Annotated in this window: 25 protein-coding genes; 24 read left to right on the top strand and 1 reads right to left on the bottom strand. The window is 68.1% G+C overall.

What is annotated here, in order from left to right; genetic code table 11:
- Positions 1 to 66 precede the first annotated feature (66 nt).
- Positions 67 to 1,779: a hypothetical protein gene (locus BI06_RS21740; protein ID WP_043470752.1), complete on the bottom strand. Its 1,713-nt coding sequence runs from the start codon at positions 1,777 to 1,779 to the stop codon at positions 67 to 69.
- 524 nt (positions 1,780 to 2,303) lie between these two features.
- On the opposite strand from BI06_RS21740, the gene BI06_RS21735 reads away from it, so the two are divergent.
- The 24 genes from BI06_RS21735 (at position 2,304) to BI06_RS21620 (ending at position 16,612) form a co-directional block, all read left to right on the top strand.
- On the top strand, positions 2,304 to 4,118 hold the full coding sequence (locus tag BI06_RS21735) for a hypothetical protein (RefSeq protein ID WP_043470749.1): 1,815 nt from the start codon (positions 2,304 to 2,306) through the stop codon (positions 4,116 to 4,118).
- 401 nt (positions 4,119 to 4,519) lie between these two features.
- A complete protein-coding gene (gene rpsJ, locus BI06_RS21730; RefSeq protein ID WP_012785157.1) occupies positions 4,520 to 4,828 on the top strand; it encodes a 30S ribosomal protein S10 in 309 nt (102 codons plus the stop codon).
- A 14-nt stretch (positions 4,829 to 4,842) separates the two neighbouring features.
- The gene (rplC, locus tag BI06_RS21725; protein ID WP_030393294.1) at positions 4,843 to 5,490 is read left to right on the top strand and encodes a 50S ribosomal protein L3; all 648 of its coding nucleotides are present in this window, start codon (positions 4,843 to 4,845) and stop codon (positions 5,488 to 5,490) included.
- 5 nt (positions 5,491 to 5,495) lie between these two features.
- Complete coding sequence (gene rplD / locus BI06_RS21720; RefSeq protein ID WP_030393295.1) at positions 5,496 to 6,173, top strand: 50S ribosomal protein L4; 678 nt, start codon at positions 5,496 to 5,498, stop codon at positions 6,171 to 6,173.
- Positions 6,173 to 6,493 (top strand): 50S ribosomal protein L23, encoded by a 321-nt coding sequence (gene rplW / locus BI06_RS21715; RefSeq protein WP_030393296.1) that lies wholly within the window; start codon positions 6,173 to 6,175, stop codon positions 6,491 to 6,493. The genes rplD and rplW overlap by 1 nt, the downstream gene beginning before the upstream one ends.
- A 36-nt stretch (positions 6,494 to 6,529) precedes the next feature.
- Positions 6,530 to 7,366: a 50S ribosomal protein L2 gene (rplB, locus tag BI06_RS21710; protein WP_030393297.1), complete on the top strand. Its 837-nt coding sequence runs from the start codon at positions 6,530 to 6,532 to the stop codon at positions 7,364 to 7,366.
- 11 nt (positions 7,367 to 7,377) lie between these two features.
- On the top strand, positions 7,378 to 7,659 hold the full coding sequence (gene rpsS, locus BI06_RS21705) for a 30S ribosomal protein S19 (RefSeq protein ID WP_030055821.1): 282 nt from the start codon (positions 7,378 to 7,380) through the stop codon (positions 7,657 to 7,659).
- Positions 7,660 to 7,716: 57 nt separating this feature from the next.
- On the top strand, positions 7,717 to 8,064 hold the full coding sequence (gene rplV, locus BI06_RS21700; protein WP_030055822.1) for a 50S ribosomal protein L22: 348 nt from the start codon (positions 7,717 to 7,719) through the stop codon (positions 8,062 to 8,064).
- Positions 8,064 to 8,888, top strand: coding sequence for a 30S ribosomal protein S3 (rpsC, locus tag BI06_RS21695; RefSeq protein WP_030393298.1), 825 nt, complete (start codon positions 8,064 to 8,066; stop codon positions 8,886 to 8,888). The genes rplV and rpsC overlap by 1 nt, the downstream gene beginning before the upstream one ends.
- A gap of 5 nt (positions 8,889 to 8,893) precedes the next feature.
- Positions 8,894 to 9,313, top strand: coding sequence for a 50S ribosomal protein L16 (gene rplP / locus BI06_RS21690; protein WP_030393299.1), 420 nt, complete (start codon positions 8,894 to 8,896; stop codon positions 9,311 to 9,313).
- Positions 9,313 to 9,537, top strand: coding sequence for a 50S ribosomal protein L29 (rpmC, locus tag BI06_RS21685; RefSeq protein WP_030393300.1), 225 nt, complete (start codon positions 9,313 to 9,315; stop codon positions 9,535 to 9,537). Before rplP ends, rpmC begins: the two co-directional genes overlap by 1 nt.
- The gene (rpsQ, locus tag BI06_RS21680) at positions 9,537 to 9,809 is read left to right on the top strand and encodes a 30S ribosomal protein S17 (RefSeq protein ID WP_030055826.1); all 273 of its coding nucleotides are present in this window, start codon (positions 9,537 to 9,539) and stop codon (positions 9,807 to 9,809) included. The genes rpmC and rpsQ overlap by 1 nt, the downstream gene beginning before the upstream one ends.
- A gap of 102 nt (positions 9,810 to 9,911) precedes the next feature.
- Positions 9,912 to 10,283 (top strand): 50S ribosomal protein L14, encoded by a 372-nt coding sequence (rplN, locus tag BI06_RS21675; RefSeq protein WP_030393301.1) that lies wholly within the window; start codon positions 9,912 to 9,914, stop codon positions 10,281 to 10,283.
- A 15-nt stretch (positions 10,284 to 10,298) separates the two neighbouring features.
- Complete coding sequence (gene rplX, locus BI06_RS21670) at positions 10,299 to 10,610, top strand: 50S ribosomal protein L24 (protein ID WP_030055828.1); 312 nt, start codon at positions 10,299 to 10,301, stop codon at positions 10,608 to 10,610.
- On the top strand, positions 10,610 to 11,179 hold the full coding sequence (gene rplE / locus BI06_RS21665; protein ID WP_030393302.1) for a 50S ribosomal protein L5: 570 nt from the start codon (positions 10,610 to 10,612) through the stop codon (positions 11,177 to 11,179). The genes rplX and rplE overlap by 1 nt, the downstream gene beginning before the upstream one ends.
- Positions 11,180 to 11,183: 4 nt before the next feature.
- On the top strand, positions 11,184 to 11,369 hold the full coding sequence (locus BI06_RS21660; RefSeq protein ID WP_030393303.1) for a type Z 30S ribosomal protein S14: 186 nt from the start codon (positions 11,184 to 11,186) through the stop codon (positions 11,367 to 11,369).
- A gap of 287 nt (positions 11,370 to 11,656) precedes the next feature.
- Complete coding sequence (rpsH, locus tag BI06_RS21655; RefSeq protein ID WP_030055831.1) at positions 11,657 to 12,064, top strand: 30S ribosomal protein S8; 408 nt, start codon at positions 11,657 to 11,659, stop codon at positions 12,062 to 12,064.
- Between the two features lie 22 nt (positions 12,065 to 12,086).
- The gene (gene rplF, locus BI06_RS21650) at positions 12,087 to 12,626 is read left to right on the top strand and encodes a 50S ribosomal protein L6 (RefSeq protein WP_030393304.1); all 540 of its coding nucleotides are present in this window, start codon (positions 12,087 to 12,089) and stop codon (positions 12,624 to 12,626) included.
- Between the two features lie 3 nt (positions 12,627 to 12,629).
- Positions 12,630 to 13,013 (top strand): 50S ribosomal protein L18, encoded by a 384-nt coding sequence (rplR, locus tag BI06_RS21645; protein WP_030393305.1) that lies wholly within the window; start codon positions 12,630 to 12,632, stop codon positions 13,011 to 13,013.
- 48 nt (positions 13,014 to 13,061) lie between these two features.
- Positions 13,062 to 13,682, top strand: a complete 621-nt coding sequence (gene rpsE, locus BI06_RS21640; protein WP_030393306.1) for a 30S ribosomal protein S5 — start codon at positions 13,062 to 13,064, stop codon at positions 13,680 to 13,682.
- Entirely contained in the window at positions 13,682 to 13,864 is a 183-nt protein-coding gene (rpmD, locus tag BI06_RS21635) for a 50S ribosomal protein L30 (protein WP_030251557.1), read from the top strand. The genes rpsE and rpmD overlap by 1 nt, the downstream gene beginning before the upstream one ends.
- A gap of 2 nt (positions 13,865 to 13,866) precedes the next feature.
- Positions 13,867 to 14,319 carry a 50S ribosomal protein L15 gene (rplO, locus tag BI06_RS21630; protein WP_030393307.1) on the top strand — a complete coding sequence of 151 codons (453 nt, stop codon included), beginning with the start codon at positions 13,867 to 13,869 and terminating at the stop codon, positions 14,317 to 14,319.
- A gap of 329 nt (positions 14,320 to 14,648) precedes the next feature.
- Positions 14,649 to 15,959, top strand: coding sequence for a preprotein translocase subunit SecY (gene secY, locus BI06_RS21625; protein ID WP_030393308.1), 1,311 nt, complete (start codon positions 14,649 to 14,651; stop codon positions 15,957 to 15,959).
- Positions 15,959 to 16,612, top strand: coding sequence for an adenylate kinase (locus BI06_RS21620; RefSeq protein ID WP_030393309.1), 654 nt, complete (start codon positions 15,959 to 15,961; stop codon positions 16,610 to 16,612). Before secY ends, BI06_RS21620 begins: the two co-directional genes overlap by 1 nt.
- The last annotated feature ends 13 nt before the right edge of the window (positions 16,613 to 16,625 follow it).

Below are 16,625 nucleotides of genomic sequence, written 5' to 3'. Positions count from 1 at the left end.
CCGTTCTGTTCGGGGCTTTCCGGTCGGAGGGCGCCGGGGCGACGCCCTCCGGGCGGGCCCCGCCGGTCAGGGCCGCCGGGCGTTCGGGAAGGGGCCGAGGTGCGAGCAGGTCAGGACCCCCAGGTCCGGCTCGGGCACCCCGACCGTGGCCGGGTCCCCGGGCTGCTTGCAGGTGCCGCCCGGCGCGTAGGCGGAGCAGTGGCCGTTGTAGTCGGCGGTGACCTGGGCGGTCCAGGCGAGGGCGCCGGTGCCGCCGTCCTGCTTCGGCATGAACTTGTCGGCGGTGGCCGAGCCGGCCATCCCGAACAGCAGGCCCAGCGCGCAGAGCGAGCCGACGGCCACCGCACGGGGGCCGGGGCGCCGGGAGAGCCGCACCACACCGAGGGCGGCGCCGGCGTCGGCGTTGCGACGGGCCACCAGGAAGCAGGCGAGGCCGGTGAGCAGCAGCAGGCAGTGGAGCAGTTGGGCGCTGGTCCGCGGGTAGAGCATGACCGCCTGGTTGCTCTCCATGTGGGAGGCGTACCAGTAGCGCATCAGCAGGGCGCTCGCGGCGCAGGCGGCGGGCACGAGCACCGAGGCCCGGTCGATGCCGAGGGTCAGGGCGACCCCCAGCCCCACCAGCAGGAGGATCGTGAACACGCCCACGCCGCCGAGCTCGCCGGGCAGCGGCCAGGTACTCAGCGCGTCCGTCCCGGGCAGGTCGTCGCGCCACATCGCGAAGTAGGTGGGCTCGGTGTAGGTGTCGAAGTAGCAGTAGCGGTCGACCGTCGCACCGGCGGAGGAGAGCAGCCGGTAGAGGCTGAGCCCGGCCACGGCGAGGAAGCCCGCGGTGGCGGCGCCGAGCGTGTACCCGGCGGCGACCAGGCCGCCGGTGCCGGCGGTCCGCCGGAGCCGGACCAGGACGACGGCGGTGAGGACCACGGCCCCCGCGGCGGACCAGACGAACCAGCCCGAGTAGACGATGAACATCAGGCCGAGCAGCAGGCCGAGGACGCCGCCGGTGACGGCGGCCTTCCGGCGCGGCAGCCGGGGCGAGCGCTGGACGGTCTGGATCAGCTTGGCCAGCACCGGCACGAACGCCACCAGCACGATGTTGGTGTAGGGCTTGTACGGCTGCATCATCGGCAGCGCCGCGGTCACGCCGATGCCCAGCGCCCAGAGCGGGGGCAGCAGCAGCCGCCAGGCCAGGTAGGCGGCGGGCCCGAGCAGGGCGACGAACAGCAGGCCGACCAGCTTGAGGGCGTGCGCGGTCTGGCCGTCGGTGAGGTACTCGGCGGTCCAGGCGATCAGGTGCGGGTAGACCGGGGGGTAGCCGCCGTCGAGCGACTTGCCCTCCATCAGGGCGTTGGCCCAGGCCTGGAGGTTCCCGGCGTCGCCGTTCTGGCCGCCCAGCGGCCAGGTGGTGTCGCGCAGCGCGAGCGACACCCCGGCGGCCGTGACGCCGGAGGCGAGGCCGGAGACCGCGGCGGCGGCGTAGCGGACCGGGGCGAGCGGCCGGCGGCGCATCAGCCAGGCGCAGGCCACCAGCACGACGCCGAGCAGCAGCAGCAGCCGGAGCTGGAGCGCGGCCAGCCCGCTGACCTGGCCTATTCGCATCATCGGGTTCAGTTCGACGGTCGACGCGGCCGCGGTCATCAGCAGCGCCGCAGCGACGGCCGTCAGGCCTTCCGCGATCAGGGAGAAGGCCGGCCGGCCCCGGAGGGCCGAGGAGCCGCGGTGGCCCCGGGGCGCCGGGGGCTGTCTGGTCAGGTCGGGGGCGGCTGTCGGTGCGCTCGTCACTGTCCGAGAGTCCTTCAGGGGTAGTGATCAGGGTGCGGGGCCGACGTCGGACGACCGCGTGGGCCGGCCGGAGGGGTGCCGGGGCCGTGGGGCCGTGGGGCCGTGGGGCCGAGCCTCGATTCTGCCAGGCGCGCGGGAGTCGTTCGAACGCCACCTGTACAGACCACCGCCGCGGGGAAAGGGTTGCGCCCGGCAGATGAACACTGGGGCCGCGCCGGACGTTCGACTGCCCGAAGGGGTCGACCCGGCGGCGGGGCGCAACGCGGCCGAGCGGCGAGGGCGTCACCCCGTTGGACACATTGGCCTGGCCCAGGGCCGCGTGGCAGACTTCCCGGTGCGATCCGGAGGGTCCCGGGTGGACCCGACGCCCCACCCGCCCCGGTCGGATCGGACGCCCCGGGAGCGGCGCGCCGGCGGGGAGCCGCACGGATCCGTGGTCGACGGCCCGTCCACCGCACGGGAGCCACGAGGTGCTCCTCCGAGTTCCGGCGGTCCCGCGCGGCCGCCCGACGGAATGGACTGAGATGACGAACCTGGCCCCCGAAGCGGTCGACAGCGCCGCGAGCACGGATCGCGACGGCGCACCGCCGCCGGAGACGGGCGCGAGAGCGGGCCGTGCCGCCCTGCTGGAGCGGCGCTCGGTCCAGATCGCCGCCGAGGCCTTCGTCAGCGTCGCCGCCGCGCTCCTCCTCACCCTGCTCTGCACGCACATCTCCGTGAACCCGCTGAACCGGATCGGCCAGGTCAGCGGACTGGCGAAGATCCAGCTGTTCGCGGCGCTCCTGGGCCTGCCCGTGCTCGCGGTACTGGTCTATACCGCCTACCGGGGCGCGGCCCTCCGGCACCGGCTGGTCCAGCGGCTGGTCTGCGGGGCGATCGCGGGCCTGGCGACCGGTGTGGTCGCCGGGGGAGTGGTGGTCGCGCTGCGCGGCACCCCGTGGCCGCTCGGCGGCCAGGAGGGCGACCCCAGCCAGCTGATCCACATGGCCACGTCGATCCTCGACGACAAGGGGCTGCCCGGCGTCTACCCGCCGCTGTTCCCCGGGCTGATCGCGCTCTGGGCGAAGCTCAACTACGGCGGGATCGGCGGCGAGGGCTACGCCCTGCACGATCTGCAGATCTTCTTCACCGCGCTGGCCGGGCCGATGAGCTACCTGGCCTGGCGGCTCATGCTGCGGCCGTTCTGGGCGCTGGCCGTCGCGGTGCCCTCGGTGCTGGTCTTCCTGGACCCGATCCGGCCCTACAGCCACGTCACGATGATCATCCTGGTGCCGCTGCTGGCGGCCTGCCTGCGCGAGCTGCGCCGGGCCCGTGAGCTGTCCACCCGCTCGGTGCTGCTGCGCGGCGCGGGCTTCGGCGTGGTCTTCGGCGTGCTCTTCCTCTACTACTCGGGCTGGTACCTCTGGTCGGCGCCGGGCATCTTCGTGCTGACCCTGTTCCTGTTCCCCTGGCGCGGCGGCGGCCGCGCCGTGCGCCGGACCCTGCTGTTCGTGGGCACCACGGTGGGCCTCGCGGGCGCCATCGGATCGCCGCTGCTGTACCAGATCGCCAAGGAAGGGGCGACGACCCCGGACCGGTACGCCTACATCGTCAACTACGTCGACCCGGCCTACGTGCTCGGCTGGCTCTCGGACCGCTCCGGCCAGGAGACGTACCACACCTGGCCGCAGGCGGGCGAGATGGCCGGCCAGACCGGCTTCGCGCTGCTGCTGCTCGCCGCGGTCGGCATCGGCATCGGCGTCGGGCTGCGCAGCCTGGTGGTCCGGGTGGCGGCGGCGGTGCTCGTCGGCGCCTGGCTGATGCGCTTCTACTACGCCTCGCACATGGCCCACGACCAGATGGTCCAGCTCTACCCGCGGACGACCTGGATCATCATGTACTGCCTGATCATCCTGGCGGTGACCGGTCTGATGGCCGCCACCGACCGGGGCCGGGGCTGGGTCGAGCGCTCGTTCCGCTCGGTCGGCCGCACCGAGGCGTCGGGACCGGTCGTCCCGCTCCGCGGCACCAGGCAGCTCGCCGCCGGACTGGTCTGCGCCCTGGCGCTGTTCGCCACCATGGGCGCGTCCTGGTCGGTCGACCGGTACATGCCGCAGAACGAGAAGACCAACACGATGGGCATCGACGCCTGGCGGGCGCACAACATCAAGAAGCAGGACGGCAGCTGCCCGAAGTTCGCCCCGGTCAAGTCGGAGACGCCGCAGCGGCCCTGCGCCGACCCGATCGTCAAGGACTGGGAGGCGGAGCCGGACAAGAAGACGCTCCACTGCGCCGGGGTGTCGACCGAGGACTGGCCCGTGGTGTGCGGCAGGATCGCTCCCTGGGTGACCCAGAAGTAGTCCGCCCCCGCGGTGCGCCCCCGACCGGGGCCGGTGAGGCCTGCCTCACCGGCCCCGATTGGCTTTCCGGCTCCCACCTGTGGCAGTATGTCCAAGTTGCTCGGTTGAGTGCCGATGCTGCGCGCCTCCCGCCGGGAGGACCGGAAGCGAGTCCCATGTACTCGTCGTTCCCGTGATGGCCGTCAAGCGTGTGTGTTACGCCACGGCAGCTGCGGGGCGAAAGTACGGGAATCTTCCGGGAAGCGTGTGCGGGGTCTCAGCCCGGCTTTTCCCCCTTTCCCGAAAGTTTGAAACCGACGAGTCAATCGCCGGTTTTTTGCAAGCGCGAGAGCGACACGCCCGAGCGCGGGGGTCGGAGGGGAAGTCGTGCAGCGACTGGACAGAAGGACTACAAGGTAGCCATGGCGGGACAGAAGATCCGCATCCGGCTCAAGGCCTACGACCACGAGGTCATCGACTCTTCGGCGAAGAAGATCGTCGAGACGGTGATCCGTACTGGTGCGCAGGTCGCGGGCCCGGTGCCGCTGCCCACTGAGAAGAACGTGTACTGCGTCATCCGCTCGCCGCACAAGTACAAGGACTCGCGCGAGCACTTCGAGATGCGCACTCACAAGCGTCTGATCGACATCCTCGACCCCACGCCGAAGACGGTTGACTCGCTGATGCGTCTCGACCTGCCGGCCGGCGTCGACATCGAGATCAAGCTCTGAGAGGCGCACCGAAGATGGCTAAGCAGATTAAGGGCATCCTGGGCGAGAAGCTCGGCATGACCCAGGTCTGGGACGAGAACAACCGGGTCGTTCCGGTGACCGTCGTCAAGGCTGGGCCCAATGTCGTGACCCAGGTCCACACCGCCGACAGCCCGGCCGGCTACGACGCCGTCCAGATCGGCTTCGGCGAGATCGACCCCCGCAAGGTGAACAAGCCCCTCGCGGGCCACTTCGCCAAGGCCGGTGTCACCCCGCGCCGCCACCTGGTCGAGCTCCGTACCGCGGACGCGTCCGAGTACACCCTGGGCCAGGAGATCACCGCCGAGCTGTTCGAGGCGGGTGTCAAGGTCGACGTGACCGGCACCTCCAAGGGCAAGGGCTTCGCCGGTGTCATGAAGCGTCACAACTTCCGTGGCCTCGGCGCCGGACACGGCGTGCAGCGCAAGCACCGTTCGCCCGGTTCCATCGGTGGCTGCGCCACCCCGGGCCGCGTGTTCAAGGGCCTGAAGATGGCCGGCCGGATGGGTCACGAGCGTGTGACCACCCAGAACCTGACCGTGCACGCGGTTGACGCGGAGAAGGGTCTGCTCCTCATCAAGGGTGCGATCCCGGGCCCGAACGGCGGCCTCGTCCTCGTCCGCACCGCGGCGAAGGGGCTGTGAAGGATATGAGCACCATTGACATCCTGTCGCCCTCGGGCGACAAGACCGGCAGCCTCGAGCTGCCGGCCGAGATCTTCGACGCGAAGGTCAGCGTTCCGCTGATGCACCAGGTCGTCGTGGCGCAGCTCGCTGCGGCCCGTCAGGGCACCCACAAGACCAAGACTCGTGGCGAGGTCCGCGGTGGCGGCAAGAAGCCGTACCGCCAGAAGGGCACCGGCCGCGCCCGTCAGGGCTCGACCCGTGCGCCGCAGTTCGCCGGCGGTGGCGTCGTGCACGGTCCCGTGCCGCGTGACTACTCGCAGCGGACCCCGAAGAAGATGATCGCCGCCGCTCTGCGCGGTGCGCTCACCGACCGGGCCCGCCACAACCGCATCCACGTCGTCACCGACGTGATCGCGGCCGAGGCGCCGTCGACCAAGGCCGCCAAGGGTCTGTTCGGCAAGATCACCGAGCGCAAGAACATCCTCCTCGTCGTCGAGCGTGCCGACGAGCTGGGTCTGAAGAGCGCCCGCAACCTGCCGAACGTGCACATCCTGGACGCCGGTCAGCTGAACACCTACGACGTGCTCGTCTCCGACGATGTGGTCTTCACCCAGGCCGCCTTCGAGCGTTTCGTGGCGGGTCCCGCCGCGTCCGCCAAGGCCGTTGCTGCTGAGGGCGAGCTCGAAGGGAGCGCCGCCTGATGGCTGCAGAGATCACGAGCAAGACGTTCACGGACCCCCGTGATGTCCTGGTGAAGCCGGTTATCTCCGAGAAGAGCTACTCGCTCCTCGACGAGAACAAGTACACGTTCGTCGTGTCGCCCGGTGCCAACAAGACCCAGATCAAGCAGGCCGTCGAGGCGGTCTTCTCGGTCAAGGTCGAGTCCGTCAACACGCTCAACCGTCAGGGCAAGCGCAAGCGCTCCAAGACGGGTTTTGGCAAGCGCAAGGACACCAAGCGCGCCATCGTGACGCTGGCTGAGGGCAACCGCATCGACATCTTCGGTGGTCCGACCTCCTGACGGAGGCCGTGATCGTCGATCAAGACGAGGACGAAAATGGGTATCCGCAAGTACAAGCCGACTACGCCGGGCCGCCGTGGCTCCAGCGTGGCCGACTTCGTCGAAATCACGCGGTCCACGCCGGAGAAGTCGCTGGTTCGCCCCCTGCACAGCAAGGGCGGCCGTAACAACGCCGGTCGGATCACCGTTCGCCACCAGGGTGGCGGGCACAAGCGCGCCTACCGCGTGATCGACTTCCGTCGTCACGACAAGGACGGCGTGCCGGCCAAGGTCGCGCACATCGAGTACGACCCGAACCGCACCGCGCGCATCGCGCTCCTGCACTACGCGGACGGCGAGAAGCGCTACATCATCGCGCCGCGCGGCATCACGCAGGGCGACCGGATCGAGAACGGCGCTGGCGCCGACATCAAGCCGGGCAACAACCTGCCGCTGCGCAACATCCCGGTCGGTACCACCATCCACGCGGTGGAGCTGCGTCCCGGTGGCGGTGCCAAGCTGGCCCGCTCCGCCGGCTCCGGCATCCAGCTGCTGGCGCGTGAGGGCAAGATGGCGCACCTGCGCATGCCCTCCGGTGAGATCCGCCTGGTGGACGCGCGCTGCCGCGCGACCGTCGGCGAGGTCGGCAACGCCGAGCAGTCGAACATCAACTGGGGCAAGGCCGGCCGTATGCGCTGGAAGGGCGTCCGCCCGACCGTGCGTGGTGTGGCCATGAACCCGATCGACCACCCGCACGGTGGTGGTGAGGGTAAGACCTCCGGTGGTCGCCACCCGGTCTCGCCGTGGGGCCAGAAGGAGGGTCGTACCCGTCGCCCGAAGAAGGCGTCGGACGCTCTCATCGTGCGCCGCCGCAAGACCAACAAGAAGCGCTAGGAGCAGGTCAGATGCCGCGCAGTCTCAAGAAGGGCCCCTTCATCGACGGCCACCTTCTCAAGAAGGTGGACGCGCAGAACGAGGCGGGTACCCAGAACGTCATCAAGACCTGGTCCCGTCGCTCCGTGATCTTCCCGGCCATGCTCGGCCACACGATCGCGGTTCACGATGGTCGCAAGCACGTCCCGGTGTTCGTCACCGAGTCGATGGTCGGCCACAAGCTGGGCGAGTTCGCTCCGACCCGCACCTTCCGCGGCCACGTCAAGGACGACCGCAAGTCGAAGCGTCGCTAGTCGCCTGAGCTTCACCGCCAGACCGACTCAATGACTTACTCCATTAAGGGGACAACCATGGAAGCCAGGGCCCAGGCGCGGTACATCCGCGTCACGCCCATGAAGGCCCGCCGCGTGGTGGACCTCATCCGTGGCCTGCCGGCCACGGAGGCCCAGGCCGTCCTGCGTTTCGCTCCGCAGGCCGCCACCGTGCCGGTGGGCAAGGTGCTCGACAGCGCCATTGCCAACGCCGCGCACAACTACAACCACTCCAACGTGGACGACCTCGTCATCAGCGAGGCGTACGTTGACGAGGGTCCGACCCTGAAGCGGTTCCGTCCGCGTGCCCAGGGCCGCGCCTACCGGATCCGCAAGCGGACCAGCCACATCACCGTGGTCGTCAGCAGCAAGGAAGGGACCCGGTAATGGGCCAGAAGGTTAACCCGCACGGGTTCCGCCTCGGCATCAGCACGGACTTCAAGTCCCGCTGGTACGCCGACAAGCTGTACAAGGACTACGTCAAGGAAGACGTTGCCATTCGTCGCATGATGACGAAGGGCATGGAGCGCGCCGGCATCTCCAAGGTCGAGATCGAGCGCACCCGCGACCGCGTCCGCGTCGACATCCACACCGCCCGTCCCGGCATCGTCATCGGTCGCCGTGGCACCGAGGCCGACCGCATCCGCGGCGACCTCGAGAAGCTGACCGGCAAGCAGGTCCAGCTGAACATCCTCGAGGTCAAGAACCCCGAGCTGGACGCCCAGCTCGTGGCTCAGGGCGTCGCGGAGCAGCTGTCCTCCCGCGTCTCCTTCCGTCGTGCCATGCGCAAGTCGATGCAGGGCACCATGAAGTCCGGCGCCAAGGGCATCAAGGTCCAGTGCTCCGGTCGTCTCGGCGGCGCCGAGATGAGCCGTTCGGAGTTCTACCGCGAGGGTCGTGTGCCGCTGCACACCCTTCGTGCGAACGTCGACTACGGCTTCTTCGAGGCCAAGACCACCTTCGGCCGCATCGGCGTGAAGGTCTGGATCTACAAGGGCGACGTCAAGAACATCGCCGAGGTCCGCGCTGAGAACGCCGCTGCCCGCTCGGGCAACCGCCCGGCCCGTCCCGAGGGTGGTCGTCCCGCCCGCGGTGGCGAGCGCCGTGGTGGCGAGCGTGGTGGCCGCGGCCGTCGCCCCGCCGCTTCCGAGGCCCCCGCGGCCCCGGTCGCCGAGGCTCCGGCTGCCGAGAACACCGGAACGGAGGCCTGACCGTCATGCTGATCCCCCGTCGGGTCAAGCACCGTAAGCAGCACCACCCGAAGCGCCGCGGCGCTTCCAAGGGTGGCACCGAGCTCGCGTTCGGCGAGTACGGCATCCAGGCCGTCACCCCGGCCTACGTGACGAACCGGCAGATCGAGTCCGCTCGTATCGCCGTCACCCGTCACATCAAGCGTGGCGGCAAGGTCTGGATCAACATCTACCCGGACCGTCCGCTCACCAAGAAGCCGGCCGAGACCCGCATGGGTTCCGGTAAGGGTTCGCCCGAGTGGTGGATCGCGAACGTGCACCCGGGTCGGGTCATGTTCGAGCTGTCGTACCCCAACGAGAAGGTGGCTCGTGAGGCGCTGACCCGCGCAGCTCACAAGCTCCCGATGAAGTGCCGGATCATCCGGCGCGAGGCAGGTGAGAGCTGATGTCGGCCGGCACCAAGGCTGCTGAGCTTCGCGAGCTGGACAACGAGGGTCTCGTTGCCAAGCTCCGTGAGGCCAAGGAGGAGCTGTTCAACCTCCGCTTCCAGGCGGCGACCGGGCAGCTCGACAACCACGGACGGCTCAAGCTCGTCCGTAAGGACATCGCGCGGATCTACACCCTGATGCGCGAGCGCGAGCTGGGCATCGAGACGGTGGAGAGCGCCTGATGACTGAGAACACCAACGAGACGCGCGGTTTCCGCAAGACCCGTGAGGGTCTCGTCGTCAGCGACAAGATGGACAAGACCGTCGTCGTCGCCGTCGAGGACCGCGTCAAGCACGCTCTGTACGGCAAGGTCATCCGCCGTACGAACAAGCTGAAGGCGCACGACGAGGCGAACGCCTGCGGCATCGGCGACCGGGTCCTCCTCGCGGAGACCCGCCCGCTGTCCGCGACGAAGCGCTGGCGCGTCGTCGAGATCCTCGAGAAGGCCAAGTAACGAAGTTGATGCGGTACGGCCGTATGTGCACCAGGTCCCTCGCGGGCGCTGGTGTGAGCAGCGGCCGGCCCGTCAGCTCTCGTTGACGATCAGGAGAAAGCTGTGATCCAGCAGGAGTCGCGACTGCGAGTCGCCGACAACACGGGCGCGAAGGAAATCCTTTGCATCCGCGTTCTCGGTGGTTCCGGTCGCCGCTACGCCGGCATCGGGGACGTCATCGTCGCGACCGTCAAGGACGCGATCCCCGGCGGTTCGGTCAAGAAGGGTGACGTCGTCAAGTGCGTCGTCGTCCGCACCGTGAAGTCGCGCCGTCGTCCCGACGGTTCGTACATCCGGTTCGACGAGAACGCCGCTGTCGTCCTCAAGAACACCGATGGCGACCCCCGCGGTACCCGCATCTTCGGCCCGGTGGGCCGCGAGCTGCGCGACAAGAAGTTCATGAAGATCATCTCGCTTGCGCCGGAGGTGCTCTAACTCATGGCGAACAGCATGAAGATCAAGAAGGGTGACCTGGTCCAGGTCATCACCGGCAAGGACCGCGGCAAGCAGGGCAAGGTCATCCAGGCCATGCCCGCCGAGAACAAGGTCCTGGTCGAGGGTGTCAACCGGGTCAAGAAGCACACCAAGCCGGGCCCGGGCACTCAGGGTGGCATCGTCACCGTCGAGGCCCCGGTGCACGTCTCCAACGTCCAGCTGGTCGTGGAGAAGGACGGCAAGAAGGTCGTCACCCGCGTTGGCTACCGCTTCGACGACGAGGGCAACAAGATCCGCGTTGCCAAGCGAACCGGTGAGGACATCTGATGTCTGAGACGACTGTTGAGAAGGTGACCCCCCGTCTCAAGGAGCGTTACAACTCCGAGATCAAGGGTCAGCTGCAGGAGCAGTTCTCGTACGAGAACGTCATGCTGACGCCCGGCCTGGTCAAGGTCGTCGTCAACATGGGTGTCGGCGAGGCCGCCCGTGACAGCAAGCTGATCGAGGGCGCGATCCGCGACCTCACCGCGATCACCGGCCAGAAGCCGGCCGTGACCAAGGCTCGCAAGTCCATCGCGCAGTTCAAGCTGCGTGAGGGCCAGCCGATCGGCACCCACGTCACCCTCCGCGGTGACCGCATGTGGGAGTTCCTGGACCGTCTGGTTTCGCTGGCCCTGCCGCGAATCCGTGACTTCCGCGGCCTCTCGCCGAAGCAGTTCGACGGCCGTGGCAACTACACCTTCGGTCTGACCGAGCAGGTTATGTTCCACGAGATCGACCAGGACAAGGTCGACCGTCAGCGCGGTATGGACATCACCGTCGTGACCACCGCTCAGACCGACGACGAGGGCCGGGCGCTCCTGCGTGCTCTGGGCTTCCCGTTCAAGGAGGCGTGAGCCAATGGCGAAGAAGTCCCTCATCGCGAAGGCCGAGCGGAAGCCGAAGTTCGGCGTCCGGGCCTACACCCGGTGCCAGCGCTGCGGTCGTCCGCACTCGGTGTACCGCAAGTTCGGCCTCTGCCGTGTCTGCCTCCGTGAGATGGCGCACCGCGGCGAGCTGCCGGGCGTGACCAAGAGCTCCTGGTAGTCCTCCGAGAAGAGGCTCGACCAGGTGCCCTGGGCACCCAGCGAAGCAGAGGTGCCCGATCCCACACCGGCCCGTTTTGGGCCTGCCGTACGGAGTCCCGTAAGGTAGTGGGGTCGGGCCCCCTGCCACGGCTTCCCCATGGATGTCCGTGGCCCTCTTGCGAGAGGGCTCGCACCCAGTCTTACGACGTCGCAGGTCCCCTGCGCTTGTGCCCCTGACGAACTCGGAAGAGTCCGGCAGGGGGACCTGGCGCGGAGAAACCGCGGCGAGAGAGGCCTGAGGCCATCATGACCATGACCGACCCCATCGCAGACATGCTCACGCGTCTGCGTAACGCGAACTCGGCGTACCACGACTCCGTGGCGATGCCGGCCAGCAAGATCAAGGCGCACGTCGCCGAGATCCTGCAGCAGGAGGGGTACATCTCCTCCTACAAGGTTGAGGAGCCGGTTGAGGGCGAGGTCGGCAAGAAGCTGACCATCGAGCTCAAGTTCGGCCCCAACCGTGAGCGCTCCATTGCCGGCATCAAGCGCATCAGCAAGCCGGGTCTGCGCGTTTACGCAAAGTCCACCAACCTGCCGAAGGTTCTCGGCGGCCTGGGCGTGGCGATCATCTCCACGTCCTCCGGCCTCCTGACCGACAAGCAGGCCGCCAAGAAGGGCGTAGGCGGAGAAGTTCTCGCCTACGTCTGGTAATTCGGGAAACGGAGGTACAGCAATGTCGCGCATTGGACGGCTGCCCATCCAGGTCCCCGCTGGCGTGGACGTCACCATCGATGGCCAGACGGTCTCGGTGAAGGGTCCGAAGGGCTCCCTCACCCACGTCGTCGCCGCGCCGATCGAGATCGGCAAGGGCGAGGACGGCATTCTGGCTGTCACCCGCCCCAACGACGAGCGTCAGTCGAAGGCCCTGCACGGCCTGACCCGCACGCTGGTGGCGAACATGATCACCGGTGTGACCGCGGGCTACCGCAAGTCGCTGGAGATCAGCGGTGTCGGCTACCGAGTTCTGGCGAAGGGCTCCGACATGGAGTTCCAGCTGGGCTACAGCCACCCGATCCTCGTTGAGGCCCCCGAGGGCATCTCCTTCGTCGTCGAGTCCGCCACCAAGTTCCACGTGGACGGCATCGACAAGCAGAAGGTCGGCGAGGTCGCCGCGAAGATCCGCAAGCTGCGCAAGCCCGACCCGTACAAGGCCAAGGGTGTCAAGTACGCGGGCGAGGTTATCCGCCGCAAGGTCGGAAAGAGTGGTAAGTAAGCGATGAGTGTCTCTGTCAAGATCGGCAAGGGCAACGCCTACAAGAGCGCCGCTCGCAAGCGCCGCGCGATCCGCGTTCGCAAGCGCGTCGTCGGCAACGAGGTGCGTCCGCGCCTCGTCGTGACGCGCTCGAACCGTCACATGGTCGCCCAGGTCATCGACGACGCCAAGGGTCACACCCTGGCGTCGGCGTCCACCCTCGACGTGTCCATCAAGGGCGCCGAGGGCGACAAGACCGAGCTGGCCAAGAAGGTCGGGAGCCTGGTCGCCGAGCGCGCCAAGGCTGCCGGCATCGAGTCGGTCGTCTTCGACCGCGCGGGCAACCGGTACGCCGGCCGCATCGCCGCCCTGGCGGACGCGGCTCGCGAGGCCGGGCTCGACTTCTAAGCCGCTCGTCGACTCTGTCGGCGGACGTAATCGAGAGAGGTAATTCCAATGGCTGGACCCCAGCGCCGCGGTAGCGGCGCCGGCGGCGGCACCGGTGGCGAGCGGCGCGACCGTAAGCGTGACGACCGGGGCAACGCCCCCGCCGTCGAGAAGACCGCTTACGTCGAGCGCGTCGTCGCGATCAACCGTGTCGCCAAGGTTGTCAAGGGTGGTCGTCGTTTCTCCTTCACCGCGCTGGTCGTGGTGGGCGATGGCGATGGCACCGTGGGTGTCGGTTACGGGAAGGCGAAGGAGGTTCCGGCCGCCATCGCCAAGGGTGTTGAGGAGGCCAAGAAGAACTTCTTCAAGGTCCCCCGTATCCAGGGCACCATCCCCCACCCGATCCAGGGTGAGAAGGCCGCCGGCGTCGTGCTCCTGAAGCCCGCCGCCCCCGGTACCGGTGTTATCGCCGGTGGTCCGGTGCGCGCCGTCCTGGAGTGCGCCGGCATCCACGACATCCTGTCGAAGTCGCTCGGCTCGGACAACGCGATCAACATCGTGCACGCCACCGTGGCCGCTCTGAAGGGCCTCGTGCGCCCCGAGGAGATCGCCGCCCGTCGTGGTCTGCCGCTGGAGGACGTGGCCCCCGCCGCTCTGCTGCGGGCGCGTGCTGCTGGGGTGAGCGCCTGATGGCTCGCCTCAAGATCACGCAGACCAAGTCGTACATCGGCAGCAAGCAGAATCACCGTGACACCCTGCGTTCGCTCGGTCTCAAGCGCATGCACGACGTCGTGGTGAAGGAGGACCGTCCCGAGATCCGTGGGATGGCCCAGACCGTTCGTCACCTCGTGACGGTTGAGGAGGTGGACTGATCATGGGCGAGAACCCGATCAAGATCCACAACCTGCGTCCCGCCCCGGGTGCCAAGACCGACAAGATCCGTGTGGGTCGTGGCGAGGCGTCCAAGGGTAAGACCGCTGGTCGTGGTACCAAGGGCACCAAGGCCCGCTACCAGGTTCCGCAGCGCTTCGAGGGTGGCCAGATGCCGCTCCACATGCGCCTGCCGAAGCTGAAGGGCTTCAAGAACCCGTTCAAGATCACGTTCCAGGTCGTCAACCTCGACAAGCTGGCCGAGCTCTACCCGCAGGGTGGTTCGGTCACGGTCGAGGACCTGGTCGCCAAGGGCGCGGTTCGCAAGAACTCCCTCGTCAAGGTGCTCGGCACCGGCGAGATCTCGGTTGCCCTGCAGGTGACGGTCGACGCCGTCTCCGGCTCCGCCACCGAGAAGATCGTCGCCGCAGGCGGCACCGTCACCGAGCTCGTCTGAGCCCGCTGACTTCGTGAGCCCCGCGTTTCCCGTTCAGGGAAGCGCGGGGCTCACGCCTTTTCCGGACTTTCCCCGGCCCGGGCGGTCCGGATTGCGGTGAACGGGCCCTCGTTCTTTTGTGTGGCAAAACCGGGCATCCCGTACCCCATGAGTGGGGGAGAGGCCGTACGCGCTTCTTTCGAGTGGCCGTGCACTGTTAGAGTCCGTGGAGTTCCCTTGTAGGCTGCGCGCAGGCTCGCCTGTGCCGTCTGTACGGGGCCCGAACCGCAAACTCCCCATTCCAGGACCGACCCTCCCGCCGACGACGTGCGGGAGGCGCAGGAGGCACCGTGCTCAGTGCGTTCGCGCGGGCGTTCCAGACGCCCGACCTGCGCAAGAAGCTGCTGTTCACGCTGGGCATCATGGTGCTGTTCCGGCTGGGCTCGCACGTTCCCGTACCCGGGGTCGACTTCGAGGCGGTTCACGCCTGCATCAAGGAGACCAAGAACAACGGGCTCTTCGGCCTGGTGAACCTGTTCTCCGGCGGCGCTCTGCTCCAGTTGACGATCTTCGCCCTCGGCATCATGCCGTACATCACGGCGAGCATCATCCTCCAGCTCCTCACGGTCGTGATCCCACGACTCGAGGCGCTGAAGAAGGAGGGGCAGGCCGGCCAGGCGAAGATCACCCAGTACACCCGTTACCTCACCATCGCGCTGGCGGTGCTCCAGGGCACCGGGATCGTGGCGACCGCGTCCAGCGGCGCCCTTTTCTCCGGGTGCGTCTACGCCAACCAGATCGTCCCGGACACCGGGGTCTTCCGGATCGCCGTGATGGTCCTGACCATGACCGCCGGCACCACGGTGATCATGTGGCTGGGTGAGCTCATCACCGACCGGGGCATCGGCAACGGCATGTCGCTGCTGATCTTCACCTCGATCGCCGCGCAGTTCCCCACCTCGATGTGGGCGATCAAGCAGTCCGGCACCATCGGCGGCGGCTGGGTCGAGTTCCTCTCGGTCATCGCGATCGGCGTCATCGTTGTGATGCTCGTCATCTTCGTCGAGCAGGCCCAGCGCCGGATCCCGGTCCAGTACGCGAAGCGGATGATCGGCCGTCGGGCCTTCGGCGGGACGTCGACCTACATCCCGCTCAAGGTGAACCAGGCCGGCGTCATCCCGGTCATCTTCGCCTCGTCGCTGCTGTACATCCCCGCCCTGGTGGTCCAGCTGACCAACAGTCAGTCGACCTGGGCGGTCTGGATCACCAAGCACTTCGTCCGCGGCGACCACCCGGTCTACATGGCCACGTACTTCCTGCTGATCGTCTTCTTCGCCTTCTTCTACGTCGCGATCTCCTTCAACCCCGAAGAAGTTGCCGACAACATGAAGAAGTATGGTGGGTTCATCCCGGGTATCCGGGCCGGCCGCCCGACGGCCGAGTACCTGAACTACGTGCTCACCCGCATCACGTGGCCGGGTTCGCTCTACCTGGGCCTGATCGCGTTGATCCCGATGATCGCCCTGGTCGCCTTCGGACAGCAGACCAACTTCCCGTTCGGCGGCACCAGCGTGCTCATCGTCGTCGGCGTCGGACTCGAAACTGTGAAGCAGATCGAGAGCCAGCTCCAGCAGCGCAATTACGAAGGGTTCCTCCGCTGATGCGTATCGTCCTCGTCGGACCCCCCGGGGCCGGGAAGGGTACTCAGGCGCACCTGCTCGCCAAGACCCTGTCCATTCCCCACATCTCGACCGGCGACCTGTTCCGCGCCAACATCGGCCAGGGCACCCCGCTGGGTGTCGAGGCCAAGAGCTACATGGACGCGGGCCGCCTGGTGCCCGACGAGGTCACCATCGGGATGGCCAAGGACCGCATGCTCCAGGAGGACGCCGCCAACGGCTTCCTGCTGGACGGCTTCCCGCGCAACCTGGGCCAGGCGAAGGCGCTGGACGAGTTCCTCGCCGAGCAGGGCATCGCGCTGGACGGCGTGCTGGACCTGGAGGTCCCCGAGGACGAGGTCGTCCGTCGGATCGCCGGCCGCCGGCTGTGCCGCAACGACGGCGGCCACGTGTTCCACGCGGTCTACAACCCGCCGAAGACCGAGGGCGTCTGCGACGAGTGCGGCGGCGAGCTGTACCAGCGTTCGGACGACACCGAGGAAGCGGTGCGGACCCGGCTCGAGGTCTACCACACGGAGACCGAGCCGATCATCGACTACTACCGCCAGCAGGGTCTGATCGCCACGATCCCCGCGCTCGGCAAGGTGGACGAGGTCACCGCCCGCGCGATCGAGGCGCTGAAGCAGGACAGCTGAGTTTTTCAGCGAC

This window comes from Kitasatospora sp. MBT66, from assembly GCF_000710405.2.
Taxonomy (GTDB): Bacteria; Actinomycetota; Actinomycetes; order Streptomycetales; family Streptomycetaceae; genus Kitasatospora; species Kitasatospora purpeofusca.
This window is presented reverse-complemented; position numbering and strand designations above follow the sequence as displayed.

Coding starts and splice junctions, on each gene's coding strand:
- BI06_RS21735 (WP_043470749.1), top strand. CDS start 2,304: ATGACGAACCTGGCCCCCGAAGCGGTCGACAGCGCCGCGAGCACGGAT.
- rpsJ (WP_012785157.1), top strand. CDS start 4,520: ATGGCGGGACAGAAGATCCGCATCCGGCTCAAGGCCTACGACCACGAG.
- rplC (WP_030393294.1), top strand. CDS start 4,843: ATGGCTAAGCAGATTAAGGGCATCCTGGGCGAGAAGCTCGGCATGACC.
- rplD (WP_030393295.1), top strand. CDS start 5,496: ATGAGCACCATTGACATCCTGTCGCCCTCGGGCGACAAGACCGGCAGC.
- rplW (WP_030393296.1), top strand. CDS start 6,173: ATGGCTGCAGAGATCACGAGCAAGACGTTCACGGACCCCCGTGATGTC.
- rplB (WP_030393297.1), top strand. CDS start 6,530: ATGGGTATCCGCAAGTACAAGCCGACTACGCCGGGCCGCCGTGGCTCC.
- rpsS (WP_030055821.1), top strand. CDS start 7,378: ATGCCGCGCAGTCTCAAGAAGGGCCCCTTCATCGACGGCCACCTTCTC.
- rplV (WP_030055822.1), top strand. CDS start 7,717: ATGGAAGCCAGGGCCCAGGCGCGGTACATCCGCGTCACGCCCATGAAG.
- rpsC (WP_030393298.1), top strand. CDS start 8,064: ATGGGCCAGAAGGTTAACCCGCACGGGTTCCGCCTCGGCATCAGCACG.
- rplP (WP_030393299.1), top strand. CDS start 8,894: ATGCTGATCCCCCGTCGGGTCAAGCACCGTAAGCAGCACCACCCGAAG.
- rpmC (WP_030393300.1), top strand. CDS start 9,313: ATGTCGGCCGGCACCAAGGCTGCTGAGCTTCGCGAGCTGGACAACGAG.
- rpsQ (WP_030055826.1), top strand. CDS start 9,537: ATGACTGAGAACACCAACGAGACGCGCGGTTTCCGCAAGACCCGTGAG.
- rplX (WP_030055828.1), top strand. CDS start 10,299: ATGAAGATCAAGAAGGGTGACCTGGTCCAGGTCATCACCGGCAAGGAC.
- rplE (WP_030393302.1), top strand. CDS start 10,610: ATGTCTGAGACGACTGTTGAGAAGGTGACCCCCCGTCTCAAGGAGCGT.
- BI06_RS21660 (WP_030393303.1), top strand. CDS start 11,184: ATGGCGAAGAAGTCCCTCATCGCGAAGGCCGAGCGGAAGCCGAAGTTC.
- rpsH (WP_030055831.1), top strand. CDS start 11,657: ATGACCATGACCGACCCCATCGCAGACATGCTCACGCGTCTGCGTAAC.
- rplF (WP_030393304.1), top strand. CDS start 12,087: ATGTCGCGCATTGGACGGCTGCCCATCCAGGTCCCCGCTGGCGTGGAC.
- rplR (WP_030393305.1), top strand. CDS start 12,630: ATGAGTGTCTCTGTCAAGATCGGCAAGGGCAACGCCTACAAGAGCGCC.
- rpsE (WP_030393306.1), top strand. CDS start 13,062: ATGGCTGGACCCCAGCGCCGCGGTAGCGGCGCCGGCGGCGGCACCGGT.
- rpmD (WP_030251557.1), top strand. CDS start 13,682: ATGGCTCGCCTCAAGATCACGCAGACCAAGTCGTACATCGGCAGCAAG.
- rplO (WP_030393307.1), top strand. CDS start 13,867: ATGGGCGAGAACCCGATCAAGATCCACAACCTGCGTCCCGCCCCGGGT.
- BI06_RS21620 (WP_030393309.1), top strand. CDS start 15,959: ATGCGTATCGTCCTCGTCGGACCCCCCGGGGCCGGGAAGGGTACTCAG.